This window comes from Bordetella genomosp. 13 (genome assembly GCF_002119665.1).
Classification (GTDB): Bacteria; Pseudomonadota; Gammaproteobacteria; order Burkholderiales; family Burkholderiaceae_B; genus Bordetella.
Genome location: NZ_CP021111.1, coordinates 1,528,050 through 1,544,366 on the forward strand (window position 1 = coordinate 1,528,050; position 16,317 = coordinate 1,544,366).

A 16,317-nucleotide genomic window follows, 5' to 3' on the forward strand; every position below is an offset into this window, starting at 1 on the left:
GTTCAAAACCCCGGGTTGCCCGTGATGGGCAGCACCAGCCCGGTGATGTAGCTCGAGCAGGCGGCGCTGGCCAGGAAGACGTAGGCCGGCGACAATTCCTCGGGCTGCGCCGGGCGACCGAATACCGTCTGCTTGCCGAACTCCGCCACCTCGTCGGCGGGGCGGTCCGCCGGGTTCAGCGGCGTCCATACCGGTCCCGGCGCCACCGCGTTCACGCGGATGCCCTGCGACGCGAGGTTCGAGGCCAGCGACCAGGTGAAAGCGTGGATCGCGCCCTTGGTGCTGGAGTAGTCCAGCAGCTTGGCGCTGCCCCGCAGGCCGGTGACGGACCCCGTGTTGATGATGGCGGCTCCCTTCTTCAGGTGGGGCAGGGCCGCGCGCGCCATCTGCATGTAGCCGAAGATGTTGGTGTGGAAGGTCTGTTCCAGCCGCTCGTCGGTGATGTCGAGCAGCGACTCGGCGTGTTCCTGGAAGGCGGCGTTGTTCACCAGGATGTCGAGCTTGCCGAACTCGCGCACGGTCTGTTCCACGGCTTCGCGGCAGAAGGCCGGATCGCGCACGTCGCCGGGAATCAGCACGCAGCGCCGGCCTTCTTTCTCGATGCAGCGGGCGGTCTCCTGCGCGTCGGTGTGCTCGTCGAGGTAGACCACGGCCACGTCCGCGCCCTCGCGCGCGTACAGTACCGCCACCGCGCGGCCGATGCCCGAGTCGCCGCCGGTCACCAGAGCGGTCAGGCCTTGCAGCTTGCCGCTGCCGCGATAGTCGGGCGCGAGGAATTGCGGCGCCTGCTTCAGATCGGCTTCGTTGCCCGGTTTCTCCAGGTGCTGCGCGGGCTGCGGCGGCTCGGGATGCCGGTCGGGCTGGCTGGTGCCGGGGCTGGTCTGCGGCTTGTCGGAACCGGAGGCGTCGCGCTCGTCCTGCTCGCGCTGGATCTGCCGTTGCTGGTCCGCCGTGTCGCCGGACGGGTTGCCTTGCTTCGATGCCATTGCGTGCTCCTGTCGCGAATTGCTGGGACTGCACGAGGCCGCAAGCGACATGCCCGTCGCCACAGGCAGCGAGCGGTTTCGCCTGTGGCGCTCAGCCGCCTTCGCCCAGGCGATTCAACATGCGCGGCCCCAGCGTGCGGCGCGCCTTCGCGTAATCGCGCCATGGATCGGCCCGGTCGCGAGCCATGGCCAACGCATTGCGCAGATTGAAGGCCGCGCCGCGCAGGTCGCGCTTCGGATCCAGGTCGTCCCAGTCCAACGGCATCGAGACCGGCGCGCCATTGCGCGCGCGCAGCGACCAGGCCGCGACCGCCGTGGCGGAATCGCCGTTGCGCAGATAGTCCACGAAGATGCGGTCGTGACGGCGGGCCTTGGACATCGTCGCCACGAACTTCTCCGGCATTTCCGCCACCAGTTGTTCGGCCAGGCGGCGTGCGAACTCGCGCACCACGTCCCACGACTGGGTAGCGCGGATCGGGGCGACCAGGTGCAGACCCTTGCCGCCCGTGGTCTTCAGGAAAGGCTCCAGGCCGACCTCCCTCATCAGCGTGCGCGCGTGCAGGGCGCCTTCGACTACCTGTGTCCACGGCACATTGGCGTCGGGGTCCAGGTCCAGGGTGATGCGGTCCGGCCGGTCGGGATCGGGCTCGCGCGAGCCCCACGTGTGCAGCTCGATCACGCCGTGCTGGGCCAGTCCGATGAGTCCTTCCAGCGACTCGATGGCCAGGTGGCCGCCGCTGCGGGCAACGCCGTCGGGCATGCGCGGGCTCAGGTGGCGCTGGAAGAAGCATTGGGAAGCGGTGCCCTCGGGGCAGCGCAGCAGCGCCACGCGGCGGCCCTGCAGATGCGGCATGATCAGATCGCCCACGGATTCGTAATAGCGGGCCACGTCGAGCTTGGTGAGGTCGGGGTCGTGGAACACCACGCGGTCGGGATGGGTGATGGTGATGCCGCGCACGACATTGCCCCCGGCGTCGGGCGAGGTGGCACGCGACCCGGCTTTCTTGCCTGTCTTGGCTGCCTTCGTGGATGTGGTCTTTCCCGACGCTGCGGCGTTCTTCGTCTTCGCTGCCTGTGCGGGCGACGTATTCTCGCGCGCAATCGATGCCACCGTCGTGCGCACCTCGTCCGCCACCTCGTCGGCCGGCTTGTCTTCGCGCAGGCCCACGAACGCGGCCTGGCGCAGCAGGCCGTCGGTGGTAATGCCGGCGTAGCGCACTTCCGCCACCAGTTGCGGTTTCACCCAGTGGATCTGCGCCTTGTCGGCTGGAGCCGGCGCGGCGAACGGGCTGCGCGCCGCGCGCAGCGGCTCGAGGCGTTCGGCCAGGCCGCGCAGCGTGGCGGCGTTGAAGCCGGTGCCGACGCGGCCGGCGTAGCGCAGCTTGTTGCCCTCGCGCAGTCCCAGCAGCAGGGCGCCGAGATGCTTGCGCGATCCGGCGGGCTCGGTATAGCCGCCGATCACGAATTCCTGGCGCGGCCGGCACTTCAGCTTGAGCCAGCTTGCCGAGCGGGTGGACGAGTAGGGCGCGTCGAGCTTCTTGCAGATCAGGCCTTCCAGGCTCAGCCGGCATGCCTCGGTGAGCGCGGCGGCGCCCTCGGTGTGGTCGGCCACCTGCAAGCGCTGGGTCATCTGCATCGGGGTGCCGTCGGGCAGCGATTCCAGAATGCCGGCGAGCCGGTCCTGGCGGGCGTGCAGCGGTTCCTTGCGCAGATCCTCGCCGTCCCACCACGGCAGGTCGAAGACGACGTAGCGCAGGTCCTTGCCATTACCGTCCAGCGTGTTCTGCAGGCGCTGGAAATCGGACATGCCGCGAGCGTCCAACGCCACGACTTCACCGTCCAGCCAGCCGTCGGGAAGGTCCAGCGCCTCCAGCGCGCGGGCCAGCGGGGCCATGCGGCGCGTCCAGTCCTTGCCGGTGCGGCTCAGCAACCGCGCCTTGCCGCCTTCCAGCCTGCACAGGATGCGGTAGCCGTCGTACTTCAGTTCGTACGACCAGCCTTCGCCCCGCGGCGGCTGGTCCACCAGTGTGGCCAGCTGGGGCGAGAGTTCGGCGGGAAAATCCGAGCGACGTGCTCTGGCTTTGGTTCGCGCCGATGATTTCGCCTGCGAGGCGGACGTCGTCCGGGAGGAGGTCTTTGCCTGTGTCGGGGCTTCGGAGCGCGCGGATGATCCGCGCCGTGCGGACGCTTCCGGCTGCGTCTGCGCCGCCTCGTGCGCGCGGCGCTTGCCGGACATGGGTCCTGCTTCCTTCGCCGGCGCGTCCTCGCGCAGTTTGCGCAGCAGCCATTGCTTGCCCTCCGAACCCATGCGCACCAGCGACCAGGCGCCACGCAGCCGTTCGCCTTGAAGGGTGAAGCGCAGACTGCCGCGCTCCAGCGCGTGGGCCGGGTCTTCGTCGGGCTGCCATGTGCCGCGATCCCAGATGTCCACGTGGCCCGCGCCGTAATGCCCGGCCGGGATGTCTCCCTCGAATCCGGCGTAATCCAGGGGGTGGTCCTCGACCTTCACCGCAAGGCGCTTCACGTCCGTGTCTTCGGACGGGCCCTTGGGCACCGCCCAGCTCACCAGCACGCCGTCCCATTCCAGGCGGAAGTCATAGTGCAGGGTGCTGGCGTCATGGCGCTGCACCACGTACGTCAACGCGTGAGCCGCCTGGCGGCGCCGCCTGGCGCCGCCGCGCCCGGATGGCTCCGGCGTGGCGGCGAAGTCGCGTTTGCCGCGATAAGTGAGCAGGGAATCCGTCATGGCGCCCTCCGTGCATCGTCGCGCGCTGCCCGCGGCGATGCGGCGGACGGCGCCGAGCGCCGGGGCAGCGCGATGAAATGAAGCGGCCGGGCGGCAGGTCCCGCGAGCAAGTTGCGTCCTCGCCGCGCGGGCACGGTCGCGGGACGGTTACCCGGCCATGTCGCGTCAGCGGCGGGCCAGAAGCAGGCCCACTACCATGCCCACGCCGGCGGCGGCCGCCAGGGCTTGCATCGGACGCTCGTGCACATAGTTCTCCGCGCACTCGCGCGCCTCGTGCATGTAGCTTTCGGCGCACTGGCGTGCCTCCTGAGCCAGGTCCCCGGCGCTGGACGACAGCGCATCGAATGCCGCACGGGTTTCGCCCAGCTTGGCCTGCATGCGGGCGCGCAGGGTTTCCACGTCCGTGTGCGAGGTGTCGTTCAGGATCGCGTCCAAATCGTCCAGCCATTCCTGCTGCCGGCTTGCCCGGTTGCGCAGCGTGCGCATGCCGTCGTCGGAAAACGTCGTCGGTCGATCTTGTGGTTCCATGAGTACTCCTGGATAAAAGCAGGCCATCTGTGCGGAAATTGCACGGATCTGTAGAAAATGCCGGCACATGGCGCACACCGCCGCGGCCGGCCCCCGACCAGGCGCGCAGATATCTCCGCCCCGGCTGTGCCTATAGAGCAAGCGGCGGGCCCGCGGGTACGCAATGTGCGGCACGCGGGCGTCGCCCCGGTCCGGCCGGGGCCCGTTACAGGAGCCAGGCCATGACGTCCAAACCGGAATCCCGCGAATCCACGCAACCCGACGCCGACGCGGATAAGAAGCGGACGTCCGAGTCTTCTCCCGCTGGTTCTACCGCCTCTGCCGCCGCGGCGGGCAGCCGCGATCTGCCGCCCGACGCCGGCAAGGTGCTGCCGCCCGGCAGCCCGGTCGACGTGCCGAACCAGCCTCGCCCCGCAGGCAAGAATGACCCCGACGAGGCGGCGGCGCAAGGTAATCAAAAGGCCGACACCGACACGGAGTCCAACTGGGCCGATGGATCCAAGCCCCAGCCGCGCGCCAAGAACGCGCGCACGCACCTGTTCTAGGCGGCGAGCCGTCTGTCGGCGGCGGCTTCACGTGCAAGTGACTCGGATGGGCCGGTCGTGGGCGCGTTCCGCAGCGCCCGGCCCCCGGCGGACCGCGAGGACCCGCCGGGCAGAAGGGCTGGTCAGGACCGGCGAGCGCCTTGGCCGCGCTGCCGCGCGCTCTGCTGATCCTGGCCAGTGCCCAGGTTGGTCGCGTGGCCGTCCTTTTTCGTCCGGTTCTGCGTGTCGTTGTGGCTGGCCTGGTCCTGGCGGTCGAGGTCGTCGCGACGGTCGGCCTGCTTGGTTGTCTGCGTGTGCTTCATTGCGCGTACTCCTTGCTGGCGGGGCGCGAGGCCCCGGAGCCGTTCGCGCCGCAAATGCCATGCCGCGGGCGGCCCGCCAGCGGCCCGCCGCAGGCATGCTGCTTGCGCCCGCAACGGGCCAGGCCGGCGCGCAGGCCGAATCGACGCGCTGCCTTCTCCTACGGTCAGATCACGAGGTGAATAATGCACAAGCACATGCGTAGTCACGTCCCGCCGAAGCCCGAGCCGGATGTGCCCGAGCGCACGCCTGGGGACATCCCGGTCGATCCCGACACCGACCAGCCGGACATAGACCTGCCGCCTCCCGATGAGCCGAACAGCCCGCAGCACGGCCATGGCCCCGACGGGGCGCCGGGTCACCAGAATGGGCGCCGCGGCTCGGGGCTTTATCGCATGCGCCTGCTGCGAGGGCGCGCGCACGCGCTGTAGGTTCCATCGGCCGGGCGGGCCGTGCGGTCGCCGCGATTGTCAGAACGTATGGCGGATGCCCACCTGCACGCCGCGCGTGTCGGTGCCTGGGTCGGGACGGTTGCGCCAGTCAACGCGCGGCGCCTGCGCCGCGCCGATGGCGTACTGGCCGCCCGCCGCATTGTCGATCCAGGCTCCGGCCGCATACAGCGTGGTGCGCTTGGACAGCCGGTGCAGGTACATGACGCCGTAATGGTTGGCGTGCGTGCCGCCGCGATGGCCGGCCGCCACGTTGCCGGTGTCCGCCTGCGCGTCGATGTAGGTGTAACCCACGCTCAATTGGTCGGCCGAGCTGAGGTGCCATGCCACGCTGACCGAATACAGGTCCTTGTCGATGGCGCCGTCGGTCTGCTCGTTCTTGAAATAGCTGAGATAGAACGTGAAAGGGTTCAACGTATACGCGCCGCCCACCGTGGTCTGACGATTCTTCACGTTCATGAAGGGCGCATCCCCGACCGGCGCCAGCGTGTTGTTCACGTGCGCCACCAGGAAGTACCACGGGCCCTTCTCATAGTCCACCGCCAGCTGCCATACCCGGCCGGCGCGCGAGGTGTCCATGCGGTCGCCGAAAGCATAGCGCGTGTGCAGCCGCAGTCCCGCCCAACGCGGCGTCATGTAGCTGACCTCGTTGTTGTTGCGGAAGTTGTAGCCCGACTCGGTGCCGAGGCCCGCCGCGAAGGTGCCGCCGTAGAAGGCGGCGGTACGGCCGAGCATGTTGAAGAACACGCTGTTCTGCTTGCCCAGGCGCAACTCGCCATACTCGGCGTGGCTGAACCCGACATAGGTCTCGCGGCCGAAGATCTGGCCGTTGACGGAGGCCGTGCCGTTGCTGGTGTTGAAACCTCCTTCCAACCTGAATACCGTACGCCAGCCGTCGCCCAGCGATTCCGATCCTTGCATTCCGAACCGCGACACTTGCAACCCGCCGCTGTCCAGACTCTTGGTGGTGTCGCCATTGCTGTGGATCGCGCCGACGTATGAGTCGACGATGCCGTACAGCGTGACGATGTCGGCGGCCGTCGCACGGTCCGGCATTGCCAGTGCCGCGCCGGCGAGCGCGCAATGCATGGACGTGACGAGGCCAAGCTTCTTGTATCGAGCCTGCATGTGGACTTCCCCTAGGATTTCGGCTCCTCGCGGCTGCAAGGGCCGGCGCGCCACCCGCGGTCGCCCCCTTGGGCGCCGCCGGTTGGCGGAACTCAAGCGCGCGGCACGATGTGCGCGTCGTCCGGCCGCCAGACCAACCGGTAGCGCGCGCCTTCGCGCCACGCGGCGCCGGGGCTCGCGCCGCGCTGCACGCGCACGCGCACCGGCGCGGCGCCGCATCGGCCCTCGAGCAGCAGGCTGGCGCCGTAGTCGACGATGCCTTCGCATGTAAATGGTTGCGCCGCGCCCTGGTGGCCCTCGGCGGCCTGCGGTTCCAGCGGCGCCAGCGTGAAAGCCTCGGGCCGGATCATCATGGCCAGCTGTGCTCCGGCGGCGTGCCCGCTGCTGCGTGCCGCCACGGTGCCGCCCAACACGGGCGCCGCGTAACGGCCGTTGGGGGCGTCCTCGGCTTGCACGTCGAAGAAATTGCTGTCGCCCACGAAGCCGCCCACGAAGCGGGTGGCGGGAGAACTGTAGACCTCGAGGGCGGGCGCGAACTGTTCCACCTTGCCCGCGTTGAACACGGCGATACGGTCGGACATCGTCATCGCCTCGGACTGGTCGTGCGTCACGAACACCGTCGTCATGCCGAACTTCCGGTGCAGCCGCTTGATCTCCAGCTGCATCTGCTCGCGCAGGTTCTTGTCCAGCGCGCTGAGCGGTTCGTCCAGCAGCAGCACGTCCGGTTCGAAGACCAGCGCGCGGGCCAGCGCCACGCGCTGCTGCTGTCCGCCGGACAACTGGCGCGGCAGGCGGTCGGCGTGGCTGCCCAGGCCGACCGCCTCGAGCATGGCGCGCGCGCGGCGGCCCGCCTCGGCGGTATGCACCTTGCGCATGCGCAGCGGAAAGGCCACGTTGTCGGCCGCGCTCATGTGCGGGAACAGCGCGTAGTTCTGGAACACCATGCCCATGTTGCGCTTCTCGGGCGCCACACCCGCGAGCGAGGCGCCGCGCAGCCGGATGTCGCCCCGCGTGATGTCGGTGAAGCCGGCCAGCATGGAGAGGGTAGTGGTCTTGCCCGACCCGCTCGGCCCCAGGAAGGTCACGAACTCGCCCTGGCGGACGTCCAGGGTCACGCCGTCCACGGCGTTGGTGCGGCCGTCGAAGGACTTGTATACATGGTCCACCACCAGATAGCCGGCGGAACGGGAAGGCTGTGTAGCTTGTGTCATGGCGATACCTTCAGGACGGGACGCCGAGGCGGCGTTCACGACGGCGCTTGAGCCAGCGCGGCATCACCGCCGCGACAGTCAGGGCTGCCAGGATGAGTGTGGACACGACGCTGATGACCGGGTCGGCCTGCATGCGCAGGCTGTCGAACATCTGGCGGGGCAGGGTGGGCGAAGCGCTGCCCGAGATGAAGATCGCGACCACGGCCTCGTCGAACGAATGGATGAAGCTGAACAGCGCCGCCGCGATGAAGCCGGGCCGCAGCACCGGCAGCGTGACGTGCCGGAATGCGCCCAGCGGCGTGGCGCCCAGGTTGCGAGCCGCCAGTTCCAAGTTTCTGTCGAAGCCTTTCAGCGTGGCCGACACGATCAGGTAGGCCACCGGCACCGCCAGGCACGTATGGGCCAGCACCACGCCCAGCTTGCTCTGCACCAGGCCCAGCGAGCCGAAGTAGTAGTAGTAGCCCAGCGCGATCACAATGTGCGGCACGGTGAGCGGCATGATCATGAACAGGTTCATCCACGAGCGGCCGCGGAACGTATCGCGCGTGAGGGCGAAGGCCGCGGGCACTACGAGCGCCAGCGTCAGTACGGCGGTGCCGGCTCCGATCAACAGGCTGTTGATGGTCGGTCCGGTCCAGCGCGGATCGGCGAAATACGCCCTGACGTACGTGAGCCCGTACGAGGTTGGCGGGAAGTCGAACGAGGACTCGGCGTTGAAGGCCATCGGCACCACGACGAGCACCGGTGCGAAGATGAAGACCAGCACGATCCAGGCGATCAGACGGACGGGGCTCATCGCGCATCTCCCCACAGGCGGTCCAGGCCGAAGTAACGGTTGTACAGGGCGTAGATGGCCAGTGACGCCGCCAGCAGCACCACCGACATGGCGGCCGCCTCGCCGAAGTTGAGCAACTCTTCGATCTGCTGGCCGATGAGCCCGGCGATCATCTGCTCGCGCGGACCGCCCAGCAGCACGGGCATCACGTAGAACCCCAGGCAGGTGATGAACACCAGCGTGCTGCCATTGACGATGGCCGGCGCGCTGAGCGGCAGGTACACCTTGGCGAAGGCCGCCAGCGGGCTGGCCCCCAGGCCGCGCGCGGCGCGCACGTAGGCGGGGTCGATCTTGCTCATGACGGTGTAGAGCGTCATGACCATGATGGGCAGCAGCGCGTGCACCATGCCCAGCGTGGACGCGAAGCGCGTGAACAGCAGCTCGCCCGCGTCGATGCCCAGGCCGTGCAGCAGCGCCATGACCGGGCCGCGGTTGCCCAGAATGACCATCCAGGCGTAGGTGCGCACCAGGAAGCTGAGCCACAGGCTCAGGCCGACCAGCAGCAGGGCCGACGAGGCGAACGGCCCGGGCCGATTGGCGACGGCGTAGGCCAGCGGATAGGCCAGCAACAGGCAGATGACCGTGACGGTCAGCGCCGTCAGGAAAGTCGTGGCCAGCGTTTCGAGGAAGAAGCCATCGGAGAACAGGACGGCGTAGTTCTCGAGGCCCCAGTCCGGGTCGCTGATGCTGAGCAGCAGCACCTGCAGCAGGGGCATGACGAAGAAGGCGGCGAGGAAGGCGGCGGCCGGCAGCAGGAGCAGCCATGGCCGGGCGCCCCGGGGGATCATTCTCGACGGCATCAACGCACTACCCATCGGTCGAAGCGGCGGGCGATCTCGTTCAACTGCGGCGCCAGCGCGGCGACGTCCTGCTCGAAGGCATGGCGATAGTTGTCCGGAAAGGTGGGCATCATGGCGGCGTCGGCGCTGGGAATATGCTCGAAGGCCCTGGGATCGAGCGGGCCGTAGTCGGCCGCGCGGCAGAAGCCCGCGAGCCTTTCGGGGGCCACGGCCGAGGCGATGAACTTCCATGCCGCCTCGGCGCGCGGCGATCCCTTTGACACGACCCAGTAGGCGCGGTCGATCTGCGCCTGGTTCCAGACGAGCTCCACCGGGGCCTTGGCGCGCAGCAGTTCGACGACGCGGCCGTGCCAGATGGCCGCCGCGCTGACCTCTCCGTCGCGCAGCAGCTGCAGCGATTGCTGGCCCTGCGTCCACCACACCCGCACGGCGGGCTTGACGCGGTCCATGGCGCCCATGGCACGGTCCAGGTCCAGCGGATAAAGCTTGTCCACCGCGACGCCGTCGGCCACCAGTCCCAGCGGCAGGACGCGCGGCGCATGGCGCTGCAGGGTGCGCGGGCCGGCGAACTGCTGCACGTCGAAGAACTGCCGCCAGTCGCGCGGCCCGCCGTTCTCGTAGCGGTCCTTGCGATAGGCGAGCACCGTCGCAAAGGCGTGCGAACCCACGCCGTTGTACAGGGCCTGGGCCGGAGCCAGCGTGGAGACGTCGACGATGCGGGTATCGATGGGTTCGATGAGGCCGGCTTCGTTGGCGCGCACGAGATCGGCCCCGCCCAGCGTGGTGACGTCGAACTCGTAGACGCCGGTGCGCGCCTGGGCGGCCAGCTTGGCGAACGACACGGGAGAGACCGTGCGGACGGGCACGCCGGTCGCGTCGGTATAGGGCTTGAACAGGTGTTCGGCCGCCGCGGTTTCCCAACTGCCGCCCCAGGTGTTGACCAGCAGCGGTTCGCTGGCGCGGGCGGTCAGGTGCAGGAACGGGCCGGCCAGCGCCGCGCCGGCGGCGAGCTTGAGCGTGCGCCGGCGTGCCGGAGAGAATGTGCTGTCGGATTGCGTCATGACGGCTCCTGTGTTCGGGTGGGTTGGGTGGCGGGCAGGTTCATGCCCCGGCCTCCTGCATGGCGGTGAAGAAGACGTCCAGGCCGGCATGCAGGTCGTGCGTGGACAAGGTCGCGGGCAAGTGGAACACCAGTGCGCCACCGTCGCCCAGCCGCGTGAGAACGCCGCGCGCGCGCGCGGCGGCATGGACGCGGCCGGCCAGGACGGGATCGGGGCGGCCGGCGCGGTCGCATACCGTGATCGCGCGTACCGCGCCCAGTCCGCGCGGGTCCGCCAGGCCCAGCCCGCGGGCGCGGGCCTGCTGCATGTGGGACAGCCAGTCGCGGCCCAGGGCCAGCGCGGCCGAGGCCAGTCCGGCGCCCTCGCCGAGTTCCAGCATGGCCTGTGCGCCCAGCAGAAAAGCGGTGGAGCAGGCGGACTCGCCGTCGACGCCCGCCGGCTGCGCAGGGCCCGCGCGGGCGATCAGTGCGGCGCCGGGCAGGCCCGCCGCCAGGGCCGGGCCGAGCACGATCATGTCCGGCTCGATGTCGAAGTGCTGGATGGCGAACGTCTTGCCCGTGCAGGCCGGGGCCGTGGCGGTCTCGTCCGCGATCAGGGCGATGCCGTGGTCGTCGCACAGCCGGCGCAGGTCGTCCATGAAGGCGCCCGCGGCCACGATGCCGGTGCGCGGCTGGATCGGTTCGACGACGATGGCCGCGATGCCCTCGGGCGCGGTGCGGCTGGCGAACAGCCGCACGAAGGCGCGCTGCGTTTCGTCGCGGGTGACGCCGCCCACCGTATGGGGGTAGGGCAGGATATGCGTGTGCAGGGCGAAGGCATCGTCGCTGTCCACGAACGGCGGACGGCGGCCGCTTAACGCCAGCGCGGTGCCGTAGCTGCCGTGCTGGGCGCCGGCGAAGGACACGACGTGGCGCCGTCCGCTGCGCAGCCGGGCCATGCGCACCGCTGCCTCGACCGCGGCGGAGGTGTCGGGCAGGAAGCGCGCGCAGGTGCCGGCGCGCCAGGGCGCGAGTTCAGCCAGCATGCCCGCCAGCGCCGGCGCCATGGCGACGGTATGGCCCGGCCCCAGCGCCGAGAACGGCATGTCGGCCTGCCGCGCCAGCACCTGGCAGACCGCATGGGGACGATGGCCGGCCACCTGGGCGTGCCATGCGCCGGACAGGTCCAGGTAACGTGTGCCGGCCTCGTCCCAGACCCAGGCATGCTCGGCGCGCGCGACGACCAGCGGCAGTGCGTCCGCGCGGACGTGCCGGGGGTCGGCGAGGGGGGCGCCAGCCAGGGCGGTCATGGGGGGCGGCTCCTCAGCCCATGACGGCGCGATAGACGCGCAGCCAGTTGCCGTGCGTGATCTGGTCGACCTCGGCGGGCGAGAACCCGGCGCGGGCCAGCGCGGGTTCGACCGCGCCCAGGTCTTCCACCGACTTGAACCAGTCGGGCGGAGGCGCCTTGCCGGGGCGGGCGGCCGAGCCGGCGCCGAAGTCGGTGCCGCGCGTCCAATGGCCCTTGCGCATCCAGTCCAGGTCGCGCTGCGTGGTGTTGTGGCTTTTGTCCGTGCCGATGCCGACGTGGTCGATGCCGACGATGTCCACCGTGCGCGCCACCAGCTCGCACCACTTGTCGACCGTCTTGCAGAACTCGTCGCCGGCGATGTTGCGATAGGCCGCGCAGCCGATGATGCCGCCATGGTCGCGCAATGCGTGCAGCACGTCGGTGGTCTTGTTGCGCCGGTGGGGATAGACCTCGTCGGGATTGGCATGGGTGATCGCCACCGGCCGCTCGGACCATTCGATGGCCTCGCGCGAGGTGCGGTTGCCCACGTGCGACAGGTCCACCAGCACGCCGCAGCGGTTCATCTCGCGGATGACTTCCTTGCCGTAGCGCGCCAGGCCGCTGTCCTCGGCCTCGTAGCAGCTGCCGCCCAGGTCGTTCTGGTTGTTGTAGGTCAGCTGGATGACCCGCACGCCCAAGTCGGCGAACAGTTCGACGAAACCGATGTGGCCCTCGAGCAGCGTGGCGTTCTGGAATCCCAGCACGATGGCGACCTTGCCTTGCGCGGCCAGCGATTCGATCTGCGCCGCACTGGTGGCGATGCCGACCAGGTCGGCGTTCTCGCGGGCCAGGTCGCGCCAGCGGACGATGGACTCGAGGGAAGGAACCGTGCCCTCCCAGAAGCCCAGGGTGGGCGTGACGCAGTGCACGTTGCCCTGCTTCAGGCGCTCGAAGACGTCGCGGTCGAAATAGCCGCACTGCAATCCGTCGATGATCATGGATGTCCTTGGTTGAAATGGAAGCCGGTGTCGCGCTAGTCGACGCGGCGCAACAGGGCGATGTCGGTGTCGTCGTCGGCCGGCGCGCGCCCCACGATCGTGCCGTCGTCCAGCACCAGCGTGGGACCGGCATGCCGCCGCGAGGCCACGGAATCGGGCGAGAGCGCGCGCTTGGAGGCGTGGTACAGCGGCCACCAGGCCGACTCGTGCACGGCATAGCCTTGCTTGATGGCCTGCCACAGCAGCGGGTCGCGCTGCGCGAGCGAGTCCGCCGGCGGCGTGTCGGCGGTGACGCGCGCGCCGGCCGCGCCGTCTTCGACGCTGAGGTCCACCGCGACGCCATGGCGCGCGGCCAGCACGGCCAGCACCGCCAGTTCGGATGCCTCCTGCACGTTGGTCAGGCGGCTGCGCAATACGCGCCTGCGTCGCGCCGCGTCGACCAGCAGGTCGCACCACGTCGGCAGCACCAACCATGCGTGCATGCCGGCCGCATCGAGGTGCAGCACCTCGTGCTCATCGCGGCAGCGGACCTGGCCCAGCCGGCCGACGCTGTCGCGCAGCGCCGCCAGGCGGCTTTCGTCGTGCAGGCCGAGAAAGCCCGCCTTGCCCAGATGCTGCGAGGCCAGAATGGTGTCGCGCAAAGAGGGGACCAGCCCGGAGGGAACGTCGAGCGTGAGCAGGATGCGGTCGACGATGAGGCGTACCTCGCGCACGGACAGCGTGAGGACTCGGCCGCCGTCGGCGGCGGAAAGGGTAGCGGGGTGGGACATCAGCGGGGTTCCTGGGGGAAAAACCAGTCGGTCGACGCGCCGGCTTCGATATCGGCGGGCGTGGGCGCGCCATGGAACAGCACGCCGCGCAGGTTGCGCCCCAGGTAGTCGCGGGCCTTGTCCACGCCGTGCAGGCCGACGTTCATCAGGCGCACGATGTCGACCGGCACGAAGCGGTCGTCCATGATGTTCATGTGCGGAGAATGGGCATGCAGGCCCGCCAGCGTCTGCACGCGCGCGACGATCATGCGGTACTGCGGATGCGCGCACAGGAACTCGGCCACGCTGCGGTCGGCAGGGCAGTCCGCCAGCAGCGCGTCCAGGTCGCGTACCAGGCGCGGCAGGTCCAGACCCAGGTTGAACGCGAAACCCACCTCGTCGGCAGGACCCCGGCGCGGCTCTTCGGCGGACACCGACTTGTACCAGACGTGGCGGCGCGCCATGTCGCTGTCCAGGTCGAGCTCGAACGCCCAGGCATACTCGGCGCGCAGCAGATCGCGCAGTTCGCTGGCCAGTGCGTCGGGACGTGTGCCGTAGTCTTCTTCGGCGGCCAAGTGCTCGCCCAGCGCGGCGCATACGTCGGGCACCAGTTCGGTATAGAGGCCCAGCAGGCACTCGACGGTCTCGCCGTGCAGGTGTGAGCGAGCCCAGTCGGCGTACTGTCCCAGGGTCGACGCCTGCGCGCCGGTCTGCACGATGTGGTCGCGCAGCGCCCCCAGTTCGCTGGCCACCATCGCGCTGTCGGCGTAGCGCTCGTATTCCATGCGGTCCTGCTGGCGGAACACGCGGGCGCGGTCGATGAGGGCCAGCAGGCGCGGCACCGCGGCGCCGTCCGGCTGCGCCGGCAGGTCGCAGGCCGCGGCGATGGCCTGCTCGCGCGCCGCCAGCCAGTTGTGCATGAACTGCGGATGGTTGTTGACGAACAGGATGAGCCCCAGCGCCGAGCCGTTGCCCACGCCCAGATAGCGCTGGATGGCCGGATCGAGTGCGGGCGCCTGGGGGTTGCGCGCCCGCGCCAGGTGCTGCGCCAGGTCGATGGAGAACACCCGCATCATGTAGGCGCTGAGCATCTGCGCATCCAGCGGATGGCGCAGCGGATGATCGGGCTCGAGCGCCAGGAAGCTGCGCGTGCCGAACGTGCCATTGCCGTCCAGCCCGGTGTTGCGCATGAGATAGCACACGTCTGCCAGCACCGCGATGTCGGGCTGGCGGCCCTGCGCCAGGGCGTCGACCGTGTGGTCGAAGGCGCGCGAGCTGCGGTTGGCGCGCGCCCAGATCAGCGAGCCCGGCGTGGCGCGGCCTTCGTACAGCTTGGGCAGCTCGACTGCCAGCGTATCCAGGTCGGCGGCGCTGATTTCGCCTTCGGTGAGCGCGCCCATCATGTCCCACGAGCGCCCGATGATGCGGCCGGTCTTGCCTTCGTTGCTGGGCGTGAACGACAGCACCGCGAAGCTGAATACCCGTTCGCCCGTATCGATGTGGTACACGGCGCGGCCCGCAGCCCGATCGTCGATGCTCCATGACGCCGCCCGGATGCGCCACCGCTCGCGCAGGATGCGCGCCATCAGCAGGCGGGAGATGCTCATGCGGCTGGGCTGCAGCATGGAAAGGCTGGCTGGCGTCATCGCATGCGGGGTAACGGGTGCGGGAAGGGATACGGTGGTGGGCGACATCAACGAGTTTGTATTCGTATAAAAGACACAGTATTTCAATAGAATATGTTTTGTGCTGGATCAAGTAAATGGTGGAAGTCCCCATTTGCGGGATATCCCTAGTCCCGTCAAATCCGTAGAATGCGCGCGTCTGCACCTATCCTGCGGCCTGTTAGGATGGCCGCTCCTCTTCCGCTTACCGGACCGATGACCGCACCAGCCCATCAAGGCGTACGCCCGCTGACTTCCGTTCTAAAGACCTTGGCCGTGCTGGATCTGCTGGGCACGTCGCCCGAGCCCATGAAGTTGTCGGAGATCACCAGCCGCATCGGCGGCAATCGCGCCACGGTGTACCAGCGCGTGCTGACCCTGGTGGAAGCGGGCTGGATCGAGGCGGACGATACGGGCGCCTACCGCCTGACGCTGCACGCGGCGCGGGTGGGGGATGCGGCCTTCGACCAGGCAAGCCTGGGCGAGCGCGCGACGGCCGTGCTGCAGACCCTGGTGCATGAATCGGGCGAGACGGCTTCGCTGGCGGTGATCAGCGGCACGCACGTGGCGCTGGCCAAGCGGGTCGAGGCCAAGGGCGTGCTGCGCGCCGACGTGCATGTGGGCACGATGTTCTCGCTCGAGGTCAGCGCCTCGGGGCGCGTGTTGTCGGCCTATGCCGACGAGGCCACGCGCGAGCAGTTGCGCGCGCGGGGCGCCGTGCTTCCCGATCCCGGCATGATGGCCGACGTGGTGGGACAGGGCTATGCCGTATCCAGCGGGCTCGAAATCCCGGGCATTCTGGCCATCGCGGTGCCGGTGTTCAACGCTCGCGGCCAGTGCGTGGCGGCGCTGTCGCTGGTCACTCCGGCCAGCCGCTTCGACGCCGCGCGGCTGTTGCCGCCTATGCGCAGCGCGGCGCAGTCGCTGCACGACCTGATGGGCGGCGGCGCGGCCGAGCCTCGGCACGCCGCGGGCGCCTGACGCCGACGTACTCGTAAAACAGGCTCCGGCGCGTCGCGGCGCCGGAGCCCTGTTTCGTGCGCGCGCG

Annotated in this window: 16 protein-coding genes; 3 read left to right on the plus strand and 13 right to left on the minus strand. The window is 69.5% G+C overall.

The annotated features are described in order from the left end of the window. Window positions 1-2: 2 nt before the first annotated feature. From CAL15_RS06805 to CAL15_RS06815, 3 genes are all read right to left on the minus strand, one after another. Window positions 3-986 carry an SDR family oxidoreductase gene (locus CAL15_RS06805; protein WP_198299163.1) on the minus strand — a complete coding sequence of 328 codons (984 nt, stop codon included), beginning with the start codon at window positions 984-986 and terminating at the stop codon, window positions 3-5. Between the two features lie 91 nt (window positions 987-1,077). Continuing rightward, window positions 1,078-3,732 carry a DNA ligase D gene (gene ligD, locus CAL15_RS06810; protein ID WP_086077888.1) on the minus strand — a complete coding sequence of 885 codons (2,655 nt, stop codon included), beginning with the start codon at window positions 3,730-3,732 and terminating at the stop codon, window positions 1,078-1,080. Between the two features lie 165 nt (window positions 3,733-3,897). Then, window positions 3,898-4,260, minus strand: coding sequence for a DUF883 family protein (locus CAL15_RS06815; RefSeq protein ID WP_157666615.1), 363 nt, complete (start codon window positions 4,258-4,260; stop codon window positions 3,898-3,900). Window positions 4,261-4,481: 221 nt separating this feature from the next. On the opposite strand from CAL15_RS06815, the gene CAL15_RS24610 reads away from it, so the two are divergent. Next, window positions 4,482-4,805, plus strand: a complete 324-nt coding sequence (locus tag CAL15_RS24610) for a hypothetical protein (RefSeq protein ID WP_232468142.1) — start codon at window positions 4,482-4,484, stop codon at window positions 4,803-4,805. A 122-nt stretch (window positions 4,806-4,927) separates the two neighbouring features. Here the strand turns inward: CAL15_RS24610 and CAL15_RS06825 are convergent, their stop codons facing one another. Next, entirely contained in the window at window positions 4,928-5,107 is a 180-nt protein-coding gene (locus CAL15_RS06825; RefSeq protein ID WP_086077890.1) for a hypothetical protein, read from the minus strand. Window positions 5,108-5,302: 195 nt separating this feature from the next. On the opposite strand from CAL15_RS06825, the gene CAL15_RS24370 reads away from it, so the two are divergent. After that, window positions 5,303-5,536, plus strand: coding sequence for a hypothetical protein (locus CAL15_RS24370; protein WP_198299276.1), 234 nt, complete (start codon window positions 5,303-5,305; stop codon window positions 5,534-5,536). A 39-nt stretch (window positions 5,537-5,575) separates the two neighbouring features. Here CAL15_RS24370 and CAL15_RS06835 read toward each other — a convergent pair whose 3' ends face one another. The 9 genes from CAL15_RS06835 to CAL15_RS06875 all read right to left on the minus strand — a co-directional run bounded on the left by CAL15_RS06835 (window position 5,576) and on the right by CAL15_RS06875 (window position 15,212). Further along, the gene (locus CAL15_RS06835; RefSeq protein ID WP_157666617.1) at window positions 5,576-6,682 is read right to left on the minus strand and encodes a porin; all 1,107 of its coding nucleotides are present in this window, start codon (window positions 6,680-6,682) and stop codon (window positions 5,576-5,578) included. 92 nt (window positions 6,683-6,774) lie between these two features. Continuing rightward, window positions 6,775-7,893, minus strand: coding sequence for an ABC transporter ATP-binding protein (locus CAL15_RS06840; protein WP_086077892.1), 1,119 nt, complete (start codon window positions 7,891-7,893; stop codon window positions 6,775-6,777). A 10-nt stretch (window positions 7,894-7,903) separates the two neighbouring features. Continuing rightward, complete coding sequence (locus CAL15_RS06845; protein WP_086077893.1) at window positions 7,904-8,689, minus strand: ABC transporter permease; 786 nt, start codon at window positions 8,687-8,689, stop codon at window positions 7,904-7,906. After that, the gene (locus tag CAL15_RS06850) at window positions 8,686-9,516 is read right to left on the minus strand and encodes an ABC transporter permease (RefSeq protein ID WP_198299164.1); all 831 of its coding nucleotides are present in this window, start codon (window positions 9,514-9,516) and stop codon (window positions 8,686-8,688) included. The genes CAL15_RS06845 and CAL15_RS06850 overlap by 4 nt, the downstream gene beginning before the upstream one ends. Window positions 9,517-9,527: 11 nt before the next feature. Then, window positions 9,528-10,589, minus strand: coding sequence for an ABC transporter substrate-binding protein (locus CAL15_RS06855; RefSeq protein ID WP_157666618.1), 1,062 nt, complete (start codon window positions 10,587-10,589; stop codon window positions 9,528-9,530). A gap of 40 nt (window positions 10,590-10,629) precedes the next feature. After that, window positions 10,630-11,877, minus strand: coding sequence for an aminotransferase class III-fold pyridoxal phosphate-dependent enzyme (locus CAL15_RS06860; protein ID WP_086077896.1), 1,248 nt, complete (start codon window positions 11,875-11,877; stop codon window positions 10,630-10,632). Between the two features lie 13 nt (window positions 11,878-11,890). Further along, window positions 11,891-12,856 (minus strand): dipeptidase, encoded by a 966-nt coding sequence (locus tag CAL15_RS06865; RefSeq protein ID WP_086077897.1) that lies wholly within the window; start codon window positions 12,854-12,856, stop codon window positions 11,891-11,893. Between the two features lie 35 nt (window positions 12,857-12,891). After that, complete coding sequence (locus CAL15_RS06870; protein WP_086077898.1) at window positions 12,892-13,626, minus strand: hypothetical protein; 735 nt, start codon at window positions 13,624-13,626, stop codon at window positions 12,892-12,894. Next, window positions 13,626-15,212: a hypothetical protein gene (locus CAL15_RS06875; protein ID WP_157666619.1), complete on the minus strand. Its 1,587-nt coding sequence runs from the start codon at window positions 15,210-15,212 to the stop codon at window positions 13,626-13,628. Before CAL15_RS06875 ends, CAL15_RS06870 begins: the two co-directional genes overlap by 1 nt. A 273-nt stretch (window positions 15,213-15,485) precedes the next feature. Here CAL15_RS06875 and CAL15_RS06880 point away from each other — a divergent pair, with 273 nt between their 5' ends. Beyond that, window positions 15,486-16,250, plus strand: a complete 765-nt coding sequence (locus CAL15_RS06880) for an IclR family transcriptional regulator (protein WP_198299165.1) — start codon at window positions 15,486-15,488, stop codon at window positions 16,248-16,250. The last annotated feature ends 67 nt before the right edge of the window (window positions 16,251-16,317 follow it).

Excerpts from the sequence above, each read along its gene's own strand:
- CAL15_RS06805 (WP_198299163.1), bottom strand. The coding sequence starts at position 986 with ATGGCATCGAAGCAAGGCAACCCGTCCGGCGACACGGCGGACCAGCAA.
- ligD (WP_086077888.1), bottom strand. The coding sequence starts at position 3,732 with ATGACGGATTCCCTGCTCACTTATCGCGGCAAACGCGACTTCGCCGCC.
- CAL15_RS06815 (WP_157666615.1), bottom strand. The coding sequence starts at position 4,260 with ATGGAACCACAAGATCGACCGACGACGTTTTCCGACGACGGCATGCGC.
- CAL15_RS24610 (WP_232468142.1), top strand. The coding sequence starts at position 4,482 with ATGACGTCCAAACCGGAATCCCGCGAATCCACGCAACCCGACGCCGAC.
- CAL15_RS06825 (WP_086077890.1), bottom strand. The coding sequence starts at position 5,107 with ATGAAGCACACGCAGACAACCAAGCAGGCCGACCGTCGCGACGACCTC.
- CAL15_RS24370 (WP_198299276.1), top strand. The coding sequence starts at position 5,303 with ATGCGTAGTCACGTCCCGCCGAAGCCCGAGCCGGATGTGCCCGAGCGC.
- CAL15_RS06835 (WP_157666617.1), bottom strand. The coding sequence starts at position 6,682 with ATGCAGGCTCGATACAAGAAGCTTGGCCTCGTCACGTCCATGCATTGC.
- CAL15_RS06840 (WP_086077892.1), bottom strand. The coding sequence starts at position 7,893 with ATGACACAAGCTACACAGCCTTCCCGTTCCGCCGGCTATCTGGTGGTG.
- CAL15_RS06845 (WP_086077893.1), bottom strand. The coding sequence starts at position 8,689 with ATGAGCCCCGTCCGTCTGATCGCCTGGATCGTGCTGGTCTTCATCTTC.
- CAL15_RS06850 (WP_198299164.1), bottom strand. The coding sequence starts at position 9,516 with ATGATCCCCCGGGGCGCCCGGCCATGGCTGCTCCTGCTGCCGGCCGCC.
- CAL15_RS06855 (WP_157666618.1), bottom strand. The coding sequence starts at position 10,589 with ATGACGCAATCCGACAGCACATTCTCTCCGGCACGCCGGCGCACGCTC.
- CAL15_RS06860 (WP_086077896.1), bottom strand. The coding sequence starts at position 11,877 with ATGACCGCCCTGGCTGGCGCCCCCCTCGCCGACCCCCGGCACGTCCGC.
- CAL15_RS06865 (WP_086077897.1), bottom strand. The coding sequence starts at position 12,856 with ATGATCATCGACGGATTGCAGTGCGGCTATTTCGACCGCGACGTCTTC.
- CAL15_RS06870 (WP_086077898.1), bottom strand. The coding sequence starts at position 13,626 with ATGTCCCACCCCGCTACCCTTTCCGCCGCCGACGGCGGCCGAGTCCTC.
- CAL15_RS06875 (WP_157666619.1), bottom strand. The coding sequence starts at position 15,212 with ATGAGCATCTCCCGCCTGCTGATGGCGCGCATCCTGCGCGAGCGGTGG.
- CAL15_RS06880 (WP_198299165.1), top strand. The coding sequence starts at position 15,486 with ATGACCGCACCAGCCCATCAAGGCGTACGCCCGCTGACTTCCGTTCTA.